The sequence below is a fragment of the Pseudomonas sp. LAMO17WK12:I1 genome (genome assembly GCF_900177315.1).
Classification (GTDB): Bacteria; Pseudomonadota; Gammaproteobacteria; order Pseudomonadales; family Pseudomonadaceae; genus Aquipseudomonas; species Aquipseudomonas marginalis.
This window is the reverse complement of sequence record NZ_FWZV01000008.1, coordinates 1-14,686: the sequence shown is the minus strand read 5'-3', so window position 1 is coordinate 14,686 and position 14,686 is coordinate 1. Positions and strand designations below refer to the sequence as shown.

The following is a 14,686-nucleotide window of genomic DNA, read 5'->3' as shown; positions in this document are numbered from 1 at the left end:
TCATCGGCCTGGCGCTGTTATGTCTGATGGCGACCTGGCTCTCGTTGGCACTGGGCCCGGTAAGCTTGCCGTTGCTGGATACACTCAAGGCGGCATTGCGCTTGATGGGCGTGCCGATAGAGGCGCAAGGCCTGGAGCAGGCTGAGTTGATCCTGGGGCAGATTCGTTTGCCGCGTACGTTGCTCGGTTTGGCGGTTGGCGGCGTATTGGCATTGTCCGGTGTGGCCATGCAAGGTTTGTTTCGTAACCCCCTGGCCGATCCGGGGTTGGTCGGGGTTTCCAGCGGGGCGGCACTGGGGGCGGCAATCGCCATTGTCGGCGGTGCGTTTTTTGGTGGGTTACCGGAGGCATTCGGGCCTTATGTGCTGTCGCTGTGCGCGTTTCTAGGCGGGCTGGGCGTGACCGCGCTGGTTTATCGGCTGGGGCGCCGTAACGGTCAGACCAATGTGGCGACGATGCTGCTTGCCGGCATTGCCCTCACCGCACTGGCAAGCTCGGCAGTGGGCCTGTTCACCTACCTGGCGGACGACGCCACCCTGCGCACCCTGACGTTCTGGAACCTTGGCAGCCTCAACGGCGCGAGCTATTCGCGGTTATGGCCCTTATTGCTGGTCAGTGCCGGTGTGGCGCTCTGGTTGCCGCGCCGGGCCAAGGCGTTGAATGCGCTGTTGCTCGGCGAATCCGAGGCCAATCACCTGGGAATTGATGTTGAAGGGCTCAAGCGCGAGTTGGTGTTCTGTACCGCATTAGGTGTAGGTGCTGCGGTGGCTGCGGCGGGCATGATTGGTTTTGTCGGGCTGGTGGTGCCGCATCTGGTCAGGTTGCTGGCCGGGCCTGATCACCGCGTGCTGTTGCCGGCGTCGATATTGGCGGGCGCGAGTTTGTTGCTGTTTGCCGACTTGGTTGCGCGACTGGCCTTGGCGCCGGCTGAATTGCCGATTGGTATCGTGACTGCGTTTATTGGTGCGCCGTTTTTTCTTTACCTGTTGTTACGGGGGCGTGCCTGATGCTGCGTGTTGAAGGCCTGCAGATCCGGCGTGGCCACAAGGTCGTGCTGGCGGACGTCACTCTGGAGTTGCTGCCGGGTGAAGTGATCGGTGTGCTGGGTCCCAATGGTGCGGGCAAGAGTACGTTGCTGGGGGCGTTGTGCGGCGAGTTGCACCCGGATCAGGGCAAGGTGTGGTTGGGGCAGCAGGCGTTGAAAGACTGGAGCGGACCGCAGCGCGCGCAACGGCTGGCGGTGTTGCCACAAACCTCGACCCTGGACTTCGCGTTCCGTGTCGAAGAGGTGGTCGGCATGGGCCGTTTGCCCCACCAGGCGGGGCGTGTGCGCGATGATGAAATTATCCACGCAGCCTTGCTGGCGGCGGATGTCGCACACTTGAAAGGTCGCAGTTACTTGGCGCTGTCTGGTGGCGAGCGTCAACGTGTGCACTTGGCGCGGGTGCTGGCGCAACTATGGCCGGGTGAGGCGGGGCAGACATTGCTGCTGGATGAGCCGACATCGATGCTGGACCCCCTGCATCAGCACACGACCCTGCAAGCGATCCGCCGCTTTGCCGATCGTGGTGCGGCGGTGCTGGTGATCCTCCATGACCTGAACCTGGCCGCGCGCTACTGTGATCGCATTTTGCTGCTGGAGCAGGGCCGTCCCCACGCGTTGGATACACCGGCGCAGGTGCTGCGGCCCGAGCCGCTTAAGGCCGTGTTTGGTTTGGAAGTATTGGTTCAGCCGCACCCGGAGCTGGGCCACCCGTTAATCATTGCTCGCTGAGGCGTGCTTTTTCACAGGCAAAAAAAGACCCGGCAAAAGCCGGGTCAAATAACCGTGATTAGCCTGATGAGGAGATAATCTGAGAGTCCGAACCAATGGTCTTTCAGTTATCGGCTGATCTCGCGACCAGTTGTGATAATCATAACGATTCTCATTTGAGAGTCAACAGTTGTTTTTGAAGGATCTGCGTTTTTCCTCAAACGTCCGTTCGAAGTGCGCATAAACATTGGGCCTTGCTGACGATCTAGCTCTTCTGGCGCGCTGAAATGGCATCCAGCTGGCGGTTCAACGCCTCCTTACGCTCGACCGGAATGTCATTCCAGTGCACGTCCATCAGGGCCCCTTCGATCGCATAGAGCAACACTTTTGATGCGCGAAACCCGCGAGTCCTGACGGCTCGATACGCATCGACCGCTCCCAGGCGGCGCAAGTCGGATGCACTGTGGATGCCCACCGCATGCAGCCACTGCGCTGACGTCTTGCCGAGGTTTTTCAGGTGTTGCAGCTCATCGTTCATCAAGCCTCCTTGCGACGGCCGAATGGTGCGGTGGGTATCGTGACCAGGCAGGCCTGAACAGCAGTGTAGCGCTCAGTAGGAAAAGCGTAGTTCTTTGGTCCGAAACGGCCAAAAAGCTTATAAGAATGGCGCGGGGATTTTGACGCCGGGCAGGCGTGAAGCACCCGCTACGCGTTGCGCGTAGTCGGGCTTGGATCGAATCTTACTTGGTGCGGTAGCGCAGGCGAGTGCCGAAATTGACCGACATGAGGATCTCATCGGCAGTCAATTCAGGCGGGAAGTAGGTGCCCGAAATCTGCGCATGGGCCAGGCTGGCGCCTTCCAGTGAGCAGTCGCGCAAATCCAGGCCGCGCAAGTCGGCGGAGCGGAAATACGCGTCGGTGAAGTCCACGCCGGTGGCGTTCAGGTCGCGCAGGTCCAGTCCACGGAAGTCGCCACCACGCATGTCTATAATGCCGCCTGCAGGGCGTTCCTGGTTGAAACCACGGATATCGTCTTTATGCAGGAGTGCGTAGAGCGGTGTATCTAGAAGCTTGGGCTGACTCATGAAAACGACTCCTGTTGGAATTATGACGCCATTATAGTGCCACTATTTCTTGGGCGTGCGTCCAAGTAGACGACACGCCCAAGAAATTTTTCTTACAGACCTGGCAGGCGCTGGCGAATTTGTGCGACCAACGCATCGAGGGTCCCGCTTTGATTGGTCTCGACGCGTTTACTCAGTAACAGTTCTTCAGCGGTCAGTGGGTCACGGTTGGCCTGTTGTTCTTCGATAACGCTCAGGGTCGCGTCGGATGGATCGTTTTTGTCGGCCTGACGTTGCGCCAACCAACTGGTGATAACCGCCTGTGGCGCGTTGCAGTCCAGGATCAGGAAAGGCGCCCCCGTGGCTTCGGCCACTTTGGCTGCGGCGTCGCGTTGTTCGCGTTTGAGGAAGGTGGCATCCAGTACTACCGGGAAGCCGGCGCGCAGCACGGTATCCGCGATGTCATTCAAGCGAGCGTAGGTCCTGGCGCTGGCGTCGGACGCATAGATGCCAGCCTGGGGCGTGTTTTCCACCTGCTGCTCGCCGAACATGCGCTTGCGCTCCACGTCCGAGCGCAGGCGTACAGCGCCCAATGCTTCCACCAGGCGCATGGCCACGTGGCTTTTGCCCACTGCCGAGACGCCATGGGTAATTGCCAGGAAGCGCGATGGAATGGTGCTGTAGCTTTCCGCCAGGTTGGCGTAGTTGCGGTATTGGCGCAGGGTGGTGGCGCGCTGTACCGGGCTTGCCTCGCTCGGCATGCTGAACAGCGACACCTTGGCACGCACCAGGGCGCGGTAGGCTTTGTAGAAGTTCAGCACTTCAAGGCCCTGATAGTCACCGGTCAGTTCCAGGTACTGGCTGATAAAGCGCCGCGCCAGGGACTTGAGGCCGCGGTCTTCCAGGTCCATGGCCAGGAAAGCGGTGTCGGCGTACACATCGGTGAAGCGAAACGGCTCGTTGAACTCGATGCAGTCGAAGATCACCACGTTGCCGTCAATCAAGGTGGCGTTGCCGAGGTGGATATCACCGTGGCACTCGCGGGTGAAACCGTCGAGCTTGCGCTGTGCCAGCAGCGGTTTCAGGCGCTCGAAGCTGCTTTCGGCCCAGGCTTGCAGGGCTTCCAGTTGAATCAGGTCGGCCTTGTCGCTGAGGAATGGACGGATCTGGTCGAAGTTCTGCCGTACCGGCGCCATCACTTCATCGGGGGTGCCGGCCGCGTGGTCCTGCGGCACTTTTGGTGCGGCGAGGTGAAAGCGTGCGATCTGCCTGGCCATTTCATCGATGTGCGCGGCGGTCAATTCGCCATTGGCCTGCAAAGTGCTGAGCAATTGGCTTTGCGGGAACTGACGCATCTTCAGGGCATATTCGATCACCGGGCCGTCGCCACCCAATTGTGGGGCTTCGGCTGTACCGGTAATCGGCAACACTTCCAGATACAGATCTGTGGTCAGGCGTTGGTTGAGGCGCAGTTCTTCGTTGCAGAAGTGCCCGCGTTTCTCCAGGTCGGTGAAGTCCAGGAACCCGAAGTTCATCGGTTTTTTCAATTTATAAGCGTAGGGGCCGGTCAAGATGACCCATGAAATATGCGTTTCGATGACCTGGAACGCTTCAACCGGATGAGGGTACAAAGCCGGGTTTTGCAGGGCTGCGATCAGTGACTGGCTCACGGGCGATCCTTCAGAGTCGGGGGGGAATCATGGCGCGCATTATGGCTGCTACGGGCGGTCGTGCAAACCGCTGTCCGGCTCATGTTGATCATCAATAAAGTGCGTATAATCCGCCGCCATGACTCGAACCCGATCTCCCCGTTCCCGTAAAAAACCTCCTTCCCGCGGCCTGCGCCCGTGGCTTGGCTGGGCGCTCAAGCTCGGCCTGGTAGGCCTTGTGGTGCTCGCTGGCTTTGCGGTGTACCTCGACGCTGTGGTCCAGGAGAAGTTCTCCGGCAAGCGCTGGACTATCCCGGCCAAGGTGTATGCACGCCCGCTGGAACTCTTTACCGGCCAGAAGCTGAGCAAGGATGACTTCCTCACCGAACTCGACGCCCTGGGCTATCGACGCGAACCCGTGAGCAATGGTCCAGGGGCGGCTGCAGTCAGCGGCAATACCGTCGACCTCAATACCCGCGGCTTCCAGTTCTATGAAGGCCTGGAGAAGGCCCAGCCTGTGCGCGTGCGCTTCTCCGGCGACTATGTGGCCGAACTGTCCTCCCTGAACGGTTCCAAGTTGCCGGTGGTACGCCTTGAACCGCTGATGATCGGCGGGATTTACCCGAAGAACCTTGAAGATCGCATCCTGATCAAGCTTGATCAGGTGCCGCCGTATCTACTGGAAACGTTGGTGGCTGTAGAGGACCGCGACTTTTATAGTCACTGGGGCGTTTCGCCGAAGTCGATTGCCCGTGCCGTCTGGGTGAATACTTCCGGCGGCAGGATGACCCAGGGCGGCAGTACGCTGACCCAGCAGTTGGTGAAGAACTTCTACCTGACCAACGAGCGCAGCCTGACCCGTAAGCTCACCGAAGCCATGATGGCGATGCTGCTCGAGTTGCACTACAGCAAGCAGGAGATTCTTGAGGCGTACCTCAACGAGGTATTCGTCGGCCAGGATGGTCAGCGCGCGGTGCACGGCTTCGGTTTGGCCAGCCAGTTCTTCTTCGGTCAACCGCTGTCGGAGTTGAAGCTGCATCAAGTGGCCTTGTTGGTGGGCATGGTCAAGGGGCCTTCCTACTACAACCCGCGTCGTAATCCGGAGCGTGCGCTTGAGCGCCGTAACCTGGTGCTCGATGTGCTTGAACAGCAAGGCGTTGCCACGGCGGAACAAGTGGCCGCGGCGAAGAAAATGCCACTGGGTGTGACAACCCGCGGGAAGTTGGCGGACAGTTCATTCCCAGGCTTTATCGATCTGGTAAAGCGCCAGTTGCGTGAAGACTATCGCGACGAAGACTTGACCGAAGAAGGCCTGCGGATCTTCACCAGCTTCGACCCGATCCTGCAGATGAAGGCAGAAGCATCGGTCAACGACACCTTCAAGCGCCTGACGGGCCGTAAGGGCGCCGACGAAGTAGAAGCCGCCATGGTGGTGACCAACCCGGAAACCGGTGAAGTCCAGGCCATGATCGGCAGTCGCCAGGCCAGCTTTGCCGGTTTCAACCGCGCACTGGATGCCGTGCGGCCGATCGGCTCGCTGGTCAAGCCGGCGGTCTACCTGACGGCGCTGGAAAAACCGAGCAAATACACCCTCACCAGTTGGCTGTCGGATGACCCGCTGTCGGTCAAGGGGGGCGACGGCCAGGTCTGGACGCCGCAGAACTTTGATCGCCGCTCCCACGGCACGGTGTTCCTGTATCAGGGCTTGGCCCATTCCTACAACATTTCCACGTCCCGGCTCGGCTTGGAGGTTGGCGTGCCGAATGTCCTCAAGACACTGGCGCGCCTGGGCATCACCCGCGAATTCCCGGCTTTCCCGTCGATTCTGCTGGGGGCCGGTGCCATGACGCCGATTGAAGTGGCGACCATGTACCAGACCCTTGCCAACGGTGGCTTCAACACCCCTATGCGCGGGATCCGCAGTGTACTGACGGCGGAGGGGGAGCCGCTCAAGCGCTATCCGTTCCAGATTCAGCAACGCTTTGACGCGGGCTCCATCTATCTGATCCAGAACGCCATGCAACGTGTGATGCGTGAAGGTACCGGCAGCTCGGTCTATAAGGTGTTGCCTGCCAACCTGACACTGGCGGGCAAGACCGGTACCAGTAACGACTCGCGCGACAGCTGGTTCGCAGGTTTCGGCCAGGATGTGCTCGCCGTGGTATGGCTGGGCCGTGACGACAATGGCAAGACGCCGTTCACCGGTGCCACCGGCGCGCTGCAGGTCTGGACCAGTTTCATGCGCAAGGCCGATCCGCTGCCGTTGAACATGCCGCAGCCGGATAACATCGTGCAGGCCTGGATTGATCCGCATACCGGCCAGGGCTCCGATGCCAACTGTCCGGGCGCGGTGCAGATGCCGTATATTCGCGGCAGCGAACCACCAGCCGGTGCTGCGTGCGGTGGCGGAGCCCCTGCAGATGCGGAATCGGTGATGGATTGGGTCAAGGGCTGGATGAATTAAGCAAAGAGGGTTTCAAGTGAACAAGTGGTGGATTCCAGCTATTACAGCTCTGGCTTTGCTCGGCGGTTGCTCCAGCGTGCAGCGCGGCTCTATTCCTGTGGTGGATTCGAGTACAGCTGTCTCCAATAATGACCGTATCTCGGCCAATGGCGGTTTCCGCCAAACCGTGACCAACCGTCCGGCCCAGGCCAGGCCTCAGGCCGTGCCGCAGGATTCGGGTGTGGTCGTGATGGTGCCGGGCGGCGGTGCAGCTACCTCGGCGCCAATCAGTGCCGAGCCTTGGACGCCTGGGCCAAGCACCTCCGGGCCGATCGATGCCGCGCCGATGCAGACCGCGCCGATCAACCAGGGTACCTACACCATGCCGTCGACGCCGAGTGGCATTCCATCGTCCTCCAGCGCTGGCGGCTTGTCAGCCGACGAGCAATTGGACGGCCCGGTGCTGGCCTTGCTGACCACCGCGCAGCAACAGCAGGCGGGTGGTGACTTGAATGGTGCGTCATCCAGCCTTGAGCGTGCGCAACGTGTTGCTCCGCGCGAGCCGCAAGTGCTGTATCGCCTGGCCCAGGTACGCATGGCCCAGGGCGATGCGCCCCAGGCTGAACAATTTGCTCGTCGTGGTCTCACGCTGGCCAACGGTCGTCCCGACCTGCAAGCCAGCCTGTGGGCGTTGATCGGCGATGCGCGTGCAGCACAAGGTGACGCTGCCGGCGCTGCCCAGGCTCGGCAAAAAGCCAAGGTCAGCCTCTGATGGATGCACGGTTTCCCGCGATTGCCGAACAGTTATTGCTGATCGAGCGCGAATTGCGCGTGCAGGGCTGGTGGGATGAGGTGTCCCCAAGCGTCGAGGCGCTCAGCAGCGTCGAGCCGTTTGCGGTCGACACACTGGACTTCCACCAGTGGTTGCAATGGATCTTCCTGGTGCGCATGAAACAGATCCTCGAACAGGACCTGCCGTTGCCGAATGCTTCAGGCATTCTCGAAATGGCCGAGATGGTCTATGCCGATCGGCCGCGAGAGAGCCTTGGCTTGCGTAATGCGCTGAAAAAGTTCGATCAACTGATCGTCGACGCTCGTTAATTGCCTGGCTGCCGGTTTTTCCGGCAGTCTTGCGCACATTTCTACCGCTTGACGACATTCAGGCGAGTTTTATCCCTCCTCAAAGCCCTTTCTTCTACGTTCTCATGCGCTTAGTTGGAAAAAAGCGCAATTATTGCTTGACTTGAGAGGCCTGAAACAGAAGAATCCAAAGTCCGCTGTATCGGGACTGCCAGAAGCAGGCCCGCTCAGCAGATCATGAGGCGCACATCCGCGCCGACCTGTTACACCCGCAACGCGTTACCTCGCGCTGGGTGGGAAAAGCCCGCAACACTTGGGACGATCCCAATACTTGCTCAGTCAGTGCTGACGTAGTCGGCGACCACCGTCGCTCATGCTCTGTTGAGAAGTAAACCTATTAAGACCCGTCGGTTTTCAACGGACGGTATTCTGGCGTTTTAGAGGTGAACAACGTGGAGCTTTTATCTGGCGGTGAGATGCTCGTCCGCTTTTTGCGTGACGAAGGCGTCGACTATATCTACGGGTACCCAGGTGGTGCTCTGCTGCATGTTTACGACGCACTGTTCAAGGAACCGGCTGTTACCCACATCCTGGTTCGCCACGAACAGGCCGCGACCCATATGGCTGACGGTTATGCCCGTGCCACCGGTAAAGCCGGTGTGGTACTGGTAACCTCCGGCCCAGGCGCAACCAATGCCATTACTGGCATCGCGACTGCTTATATGGACTCCATCCCGATGGTGATCATTTCCGGCCAGGTGCCAAGCACCATGGTGGGGACCGATGCGTTCCAGGAAACCGACATGATCGGTATCTCCAGGCCGATCGTGAAACACAGCTTCATGATCAAGCATGCGTCGGAAATCCCGGACGTCATGAAAAAGGCCTTCTACCTCGCGCAGTCCGGTCGCCCGGGTCCAGTCGTGGTCGATATCCCGAAAGACATGACCAACCCGGCTGAAAAATTCGAATACGTTTTCCCGAAGAAAGCCAAGCTGCGTTCCTACAGCCCGGCCGTTCGTGGGCACTCGGGGCAAATCCGCAAGGCGGCAGAAATGCTCCTGGCGGCCAAGCGTCCCGTGTTGTACTCAGGTGGTGGCGTGATCCTGGGCGGCGGTTCTGCACCGCTGACCGAACTGGCCAAGCTGCTCAACCTGCCGGTCACCAACACCCTGATGGGCCTCGGCGCATTCCCGGGTACGGACCGTCAGTTCGTGGGCATGCTGGGCATGCACGGCAGCTACACCGCCAACCTGACCATGCACCACGCCGACGTGATCCTGGCAGTGGGCGCGCGTTTTGATGACCGCGTGATCAATGGCGCGAGCAAGTTCTGCCCGAATGCCAAGATCATCCATATCGACATCGACCCGGCGTCCATCTCCAAGACCATCAAGGCCGATGTGCCGATCGTAGGTCCGGTAGAAAGTGTATTGACCGAAATGGTCGCTGCACTCAAGGACATCGGCGAGACGCCGAACAAGGAATCCGTTGCCAGCTGGTGGAAGCAGATCGACGAATGGCGTGGTGACCGTGGCCTGTTCCCTTACGACAAGGGCGACGGCAGCATCATCAAGCCACAAACCGTGATCGAGACGCTCTGCGAAGTGACCAAGGGCGACGCCTTTGTGACCTCCGATGTGGGCCAGCACCAGATGTTCGCCGCGCAGTACTACAAGTTCGACAAGCCTAACCGCTGGATCAACTCCGGTGGCCTGGGCACGATGGGCTTTGGTTTCCCGGCAGCCATGGGGGTGAAGCTGAGTTTCCCGGACTCTGACGTTGCCTGCGTCACTGGTGAAGGCAGCATTCAGATGAACATCCAGGAGCTGTCGACGTGCCTGCAGTACGGTCTTCCTGTGAAGATTGTCTGCTTGAACAACGGCGTGCTGGGCATGGTTCGTCAGTGGCAGGACATGAGCTACGGTAGCCGTCACTCCCATTCCTATATGGAATCGTTGCCGGATTTCATCAAGTTGGTTGAGGCTTATGGCCACGTTGGCATTCGCATCACCGATCTGAAAGATCTGAAGCCGAAGATGGAAGAAGCGTTCGCCATGAAGGACCGCCTGGTGTTCATCGATATTCAGGTGGATACCAGTGAGCACGTCTACCCGATGCAGATCAAAGACGGCTCTATGCGCGACATGTGGCTGAACAAGACGGAGCGTACTTAATCATGCGGCACATTATCTCCCTGCTTCTGGAGAACGAACCCGGCGCTCTGTCTCGTGTTGTCGGCCTGTTTTCGCAACGCAACTACAACATCGAAAGCCTGACCGTGGCGCCGACCGAAGACCCGACTTTGTCGCGCCTGACGTTGACCACCGTGGGCCACGATGAGGTGATCGAGCAGATCACCAAGAACCTCAACAAGCTGATCGAAGTGGTCAAGCTGGTCGACCTGTCGGAAAGTGCCCACATCGAGCGCGAGCTGATGCTGGTCAAGGTCAAGGCTACGGGTGCCCAACGTGCCGAGATCAAGCGCACTACCGATATTTATCGCGGGCAGATCGTCGATGTGAGCGCCAGTGTTTATACCGTTCAACTGACCGGTACGAGCGACAAGCTGGACAGCTTCATCCAGTCGATCGGGACGGCCTCGATTCTGGAAACGGTACGCAGTGGTGTCACCGGGATTGCCCGTGGCGACAAAGTACTCAGCATCTAACCCAAATTAGCGAATGGCCTTACGGCCTGGATATATAGAGGAACCTCATGAAAGTTTATTACGATAAAGATTGTGACCTGTCGATCATCCAGGGCAAGAAAGTCGCCATCATCGGCTACGGCTCCCAGGGTCACGCGCAAGCCTGCAACCTGAAAGACTCCGGCGTTGACGTGACTGTTGGCCTGCGTAAAGGCTCGGCCACCGTTGCCAAGGCTGAAGCCCACGGCCTGAAAGTGACTGACGTTGCTTCTGCAGTTGCTGCCGCCGACCTGGTCATGATCCTGACCCCGGACGAGTTCCAGTCCGCGCTGTACAAGAACGAAATCGAGCCGAACATCAAGAAGGGCGCCACCCTGGCCTTCTCCCACGGCTTCGCGATCCACTACAACCAGGTTGTACCGCGCGCAGACCTCGACGTGATCATGATCGCGCCGAAGGCACCGGGCCACACCGTACGCTCCGAGTTCGTCAAAGGCGGTGGTATCCCTGACCTGATCGCGATCTACCAGGATGCTTCGGGCAACGCCAAGAACGTTGCGCTGTCTTACGCTGCTGGTGTGGGTGGCGGTCGTACCGGCATCATCGAAACCACCTTCAAGGACGAGACCGAAACCGACCTGTTCGGTGAGCAGGCCGTTCTGTGCGGCGGTACCGTTGAGCTGGTTAAAGCCGGTTTCGAAACCCTGGTTGAAGCTGGCTACGCGCCGGAAATGGCCTACTTCGAATGCCTGCACGAACTGAAGCTGATCGTTGACCTCATGTACGAAGGCGGTATCGCCAACATGAACTACTCGATCTCCAACAACGCCGAATACGGCGAGTACGTGACTGGCCCGGAAGTCATCAACGCCGAGTCCCGCCAAGCTATGCGCAACGCCCTGAAACGTATTCAGGACGGCGAGTACGCCAAAATGTTCATCAGCGAAGGTGCTACCGGCTACCCTTCGATGACCGCCAAGCGTCGTAACAACGCTGCTCACGGTATCGAAGTCATCGGCGAGCAACTGCGCTCCATGATGCCGTGGATCGGTGCCAACAAGATCGTCGACAAAGCCAAAAACTAAGTCGTACGTATCAACAGAAAACGCGGCTTAGGCCGCGTTTTTTCGTTTGAGGGGCGGGTTCTGGTATAAAGCTGCATCGTTTGCGGGCGAACACTCGCCGCAAGTATTGGTCGAATTTTTTTCACACCGTTGCAAGGTAAAGTCCATGAGCGAACGTCCCGAAGAGCCAAGCCAGGCTTCTGACGCCGAAAGCCTGCTACCGATCGATGAACATGTCGAAGAAGGGCATGACGCTGAAGGCCGCAAGGTCCGGCATCGTGGCATCTATTTGCTGCCCAATCTGTTCACTACGGCAAACCTGTTTGCCGGGTTCTATTCCATCATCAACTCAATGAGTGCCCAAAGCGCCCTGGCGGCGGGTGATGCGGCGAGCGCCAGCAAGTATTTCGGCTTTGCTGCCATCGCGATTTTCGTGGCCATGGTGCTGGATGGCCTTGATGGTCGTGTGGCGCGCATGACCAACACCCAAAGCGCCTTTGGTGCCGAGTATGACTCGCTATCGGACATGGTTGCCTTTGGTGTTGCACCTGCACTGCTGGCCTTCGCCTGGGCGCTGGGTGATATGGGTAAGGTTGGCTGGATGGTCGCCTTCATCTATGTTGCGGGTGCGGCGTTGCGCCTGGCTCGCTTCAATACCCAGGTGGGGACTGCTGACAAGCGTTACTTCATCGGTCTGGCCAGTCCGGCAGCGGCGGGCGTAGTGGCGGGTATCGTCTGGGCGTTCAGCGACTACGGCATCCAGGGTTCGAAAATGTCGTTCCTGGTGGCGTTGATGGTTGCTGCTGCCGGTATGCTGATGGTCAGCAATATCAAGTACAACAGCTTCAAGGAGCTTGACCTCAAGGGGCGCGTACCTTTCGTGGCGATCCTGGCAGTGGTACTGGTGTTTGCGGTGGTCTTCAGTGATCCTCCTCGGATTCTGCTGTTGGCCTTCCTGGTCTACGCCGCTTCGGGGCCGATTCAGTACTTGCTGCATATGCGCCGGGACAAAACGTTGCCTTAATGTAATTTCCCCCATACTCCGCAGTCTATTGGTGCATCAGTTCTCCAATGCTGCGGAGTTGCCATGTTAATCAAATTGCCCAAAGCGTCCGATTGCCAAGAATCGGATGTCACGCCTGAATCGTTCTACCTTTCTCGCCGTAGCTTGCTCGGTGGTGCGCTTGCCGGCATTGCTGCCAGCAGCCTGCCGCGTTGGGTCAGTGCTGACGAGGCCGCGCGTTATCCCGATGTTGAGCCTGGCAAGGCGCCCAATTGGTTTGCCGAAAAATTGCCGGCAACGAAATGGCAGGCGGTGACGGTCAAGGATGAGTCCATCACCCCCTTCAAGGACGCAACCCACTACAACAATTTCTATGAGTTTGGTACAGACAAGGGTGATCCTGCGAAAAATGCAGGCTCACTCAAGACCGAGCCCTGGAGTGTGGTGATCGATGGCGAGGTTGCAAAGCCGGGGCGTTACGCCCTTGAAGACTTCATGAAGCCCTATCAATTAGAAGAGCGGATCTACCGTTTACGCTGTGTCGAGGCGTGGTCGATGGTCATCCCGTGGATGGGTTTTCCGATCTCTGCCTTACTCAAGCAGGTTGAGCCGACCTCCAAGGCCAAATACATCCGCTTTGAAACCCTCCAGGATGCCAAGAGCATGCCTGGGCAGCGTTCGAGTTTTGGCTTGATTGACTGGCCTTATGTAGAAGGGCTGCGTCTGGATGAAGCGATGAACCCTTTGGCGATTCTTGCCGTTGGCATGTATGGGCGCGAGTTGCCCAATCAGAACGGTGCACCGTTGCGTCTGGTCGTACCTTGGAAGTACGGTTTCAAGAGCGTGAAATCCATCGTGCGTATCAGTCTTGTAAGCGAGCAGCCCAAAACCACTTGGCAGAGCATTGCGGCGGATGAGTATGGCTTCTATGCGAATGTGAACCCTACGGTGGATCATCCCCGCTGGACCCAGGCGCGGGAGCGTCGTCTGCCAAGTGGGCTGTTCAGTCCCAATGTGCGTGAGACGCAGATGTTCAATGGCTACTCGGATGAGGTCGCCTCTTTATATACAGGCCTCGATCTGCGGAAGAACTACTGATGCGTTACCCCATCTGGCGCATTGGCGTTTTTATAGCTGCGGCAGTGTGGCCGTTATTATGGCTGTATGATGCATGGAGTTTTGCCTTGGGGCCGGATCCGGGCAAGGTGCTGGTTGATCGGCTTGGCCTGGGTACCCTGATCCTCTTGCTGATTACCCTTGGAATGACGCCGCTGCAGAAACTGAGCGGTTGGGCGGGGTGGATCGCGGTGCGCCGGCAGCTTGGATTGTGGTGCTTTGCCTATGTAGTGCTGCATTTGGCGGCTTACTGTGTGTTTGTCCTGGGGCTGGATTGGTCGCAATTGGGTGTGGAGCTGCGTAAGCGGCCCTACATTATTGTGGGGGCGCTGGGGTTCTTGTCTTTGTTGGTGTTGGCGCTCACGTCGAATCGCTATAGCCAACGCCGACTGGGTAGTCGCTGGAAGAAGCTGCATCGGCTGGTGTATGTGATTCTTGGGCTTGGTCTGTTGCACATGCTGTGGATCGTGCGGGCTGATCTGAAGGAATGGGCTATCTATGCTTCTATAGGTGCGTTGCTTCTGGTACTGCGTGTACCGCCAGTGGCGCGCCGAATCCCCCGACTTATTACTAAAAAAGCACCCACTGCAACAAAAGCGTAATTAACGCTTGACCGCAGATTGTATACGTCTATAATTCGCCCCACTTCCGGCGCAGTCGAAACGTAAAACTCCTTGCTAAACAATGAGTTATGCAGAATAAAGCAGCGGATTGCTTCAGTTCATCGAAGCCCAGAAGGCGTTGGTAGGGTCGTGTTGTTTGACGCTATTAACGATTCGATCTTCTCGGTCGAAAGCGGAGAAAAAGAGGTGTTGACAGCAGCGTGTAACGCTGTAGAATTCGCCTCCCGCTGACGAGAGATCG

The 14,686-nt window shown here is 58.5% G+C and carries 14 protein-coding genes; 11 read left to right on the top strand and 3 right to left on the bottom strand.

What is annotated here, in order from left to right; all coding sequences use genetic code 11:
- The first annotated feature begins 23 nt into the window (after positions 1–23).
- Complete coding sequence (locus tag B9N88_RS16360) at positions 24–1,007, top strand: FecCD family ABC transporter permease (RefSeq protein WP_177327727.1); 984 nt, start codon at positions 24–26, stop codon at positions 1,005–1,007.
- Positions 1,007–1,774, top strand: coding sequence for a heme ABC transporter ATP-binding protein (locus tag B9N88_RS16355; RefSeq protein ID WP_027605390.1), 768 nt, complete (start codon positions 1,007–1,009; stop codon positions 1,772–1,774). Before B9N88_RS16360 ends, B9N88_RS16355 begins: the two co-directional genes overlap by 1 nt.
- Before the next feature lie 244 nt (positions 1,775–2,018).
- On the opposite strand, the gene B9N88_RS16350 is transcribed toward B9N88_RS16355, so the two are convergent.
- From B9N88_RS16350 to B9N88_RS16340, 3 genes are all read right to left on the bottom strand, one after another.
- Positions 2,019–2,291, bottom strand: coding sequence for a TfoX/Sxy family protein (locus B9N88_RS16350; RefSeq protein WP_027605391.1), 273 nt, complete (start codon positions 2,289–2,291; stop codon positions 2,019–2,021).
- A gap of 202 nt (positions 2,292–2,493) precedes the next feature.
- The gene (locus B9N88_RS16345) at positions 2,494–2,838 is read right to left on the bottom strand and encodes a pentapeptide repeat-containing protein (protein ID WP_027605392.1); all 345 of its coding nucleotides are present in this window, start codon (positions 2,836–2,838) and stop codon (positions 2,494–2,496) included.
- A gap of 92 nt (positions 2,839–2,930) precedes the next feature.
- The gene (locus tag B9N88_RS16340; protein ID WP_027605393.1) at positions 2,931–4,487 is read right to left on the bottom strand and encodes a bifunctional aminoglycoside phosphotransferase/ATP-binding protein; all 1,557 of its coding nucleotides are present in this window, start codon (positions 4,485–4,487) and stop codon (positions 2,931–2,933) included.
- 118 nt (positions 4,488–4,605) lie between these two features.
- On the opposite strand from B9N88_RS16340, the gene mrcB reads away from it, so the two are divergent.
- The 9 genes from mrcB to msrQ all read left to right on the top strand — a co-directional run bounded on the left by mrcB (position 4,606) and on the right by msrQ (position 14,424).
- Positions 4,606–6,930, top strand: a complete 2,325-nt coding sequence (gene mrcB / locus B9N88_RS16335) for a penicillin-binding protein 1B (protein WP_027605394.1) — start codon at positions 4,606–4,608, stop codon at positions 6,928–6,930.
- A 16-nt stretch (positions 6,931–6,946) separates the two neighbouring features.
- Positions 6,947–7,681, top strand: a complete 735-nt coding sequence (locus tag B9N88_RS16330; RefSeq protein ID WP_027605395.1) for a tetratricopeptide repeat protein — start codon at positions 6,947–6,949, stop codon at positions 7,679–7,681.
- Positions 7,681–8,010 carry a YqcC family protein gene (locus tag B9N88_RS16325; RefSeq protein ID WP_027605396.1) on the top strand — a complete coding sequence of 110 codons (330 nt, stop codon included), beginning with the start codon at positions 7,681–7,683 and terminating at the stop codon, positions 8,008–8,010. Before B9N88_RS16330 ends, B9N88_RS16325 begins: the two co-directional genes overlap by 1 nt.
- 431 nt (positions 8,011–8,441) lie before the next feature.
- A complete protein-coding gene (locus B9N88_RS16320; RefSeq protein ID WP_027605397.1) occupies positions 8,442–10,166 on the top strand; it encodes an acetolactate synthase 3 large subunit in 1,725 nt (574 codons plus the stop codon).
- A gap of 2 nt (positions 10,167–10,168) precedes the next feature.
- Positions 10,169–10,660 (top strand): acetolactate synthase small subunit, encoded by a 492-nt coding sequence (gene ilvN / locus B9N88_RS16315; protein ID WP_003176102.1) that lies wholly within the window; start codon positions 10,169–10,171, stop codon positions 10,658–10,660.
- 47 nt (positions 10,661–10,707) lie between these two features.
- Positions 10,708–11,724, top strand: a complete 1,017-nt coding sequence (gene ilvC, locus B9N88_RS16310; RefSeq protein ID WP_003176099.1) for a ketol-acid reductoisomerase — start codon at positions 10,708–10,710, stop codon at positions 11,722–11,724.
- Positions 11,725–11,869: 145 nt separating this feature from the next.
- A complete protein-coding gene (gene pssA / locus B9N88_RS16305; protein WP_027605398.1) occupies positions 11,870–12,727 on the top strand; it encodes a CDP-diacylglycerol--serine O-phosphatidyltransferase in 858 nt (285 codons plus the stop codon).
- Between the two features lie 63 nt (positions 12,728–12,790).
- Positions 12,791–13,804 carry a protein-methionine-sulfoxide reductase catalytic subunit MsrP gene (gene msrP / locus B9N88_RS16300; protein WP_027605399.1) on the top strand — a complete coding sequence of 338 codons (1,014 nt, stop codon included), beginning with the start codon at positions 12,791–12,793 and terminating at the stop codon, positions 13,802–13,804.
- Positions 13,804–14,424: a protein-methionine-sulfoxide reductase heme-binding subunit MsrQ gene (msrQ, locus tag B9N88_RS16295; RefSeq protein WP_027605400.1), complete on the top strand. Its 621-nt coding sequence runs from the start codon at positions 13,804–13,806 to the stop codon at positions 14,422–14,424. The genes msrP and msrQ overlap by 1 nt, the downstream gene beginning before the upstream one ends.
- Positions 14,425–14,686: the final 262 nt, after the last annotated feature.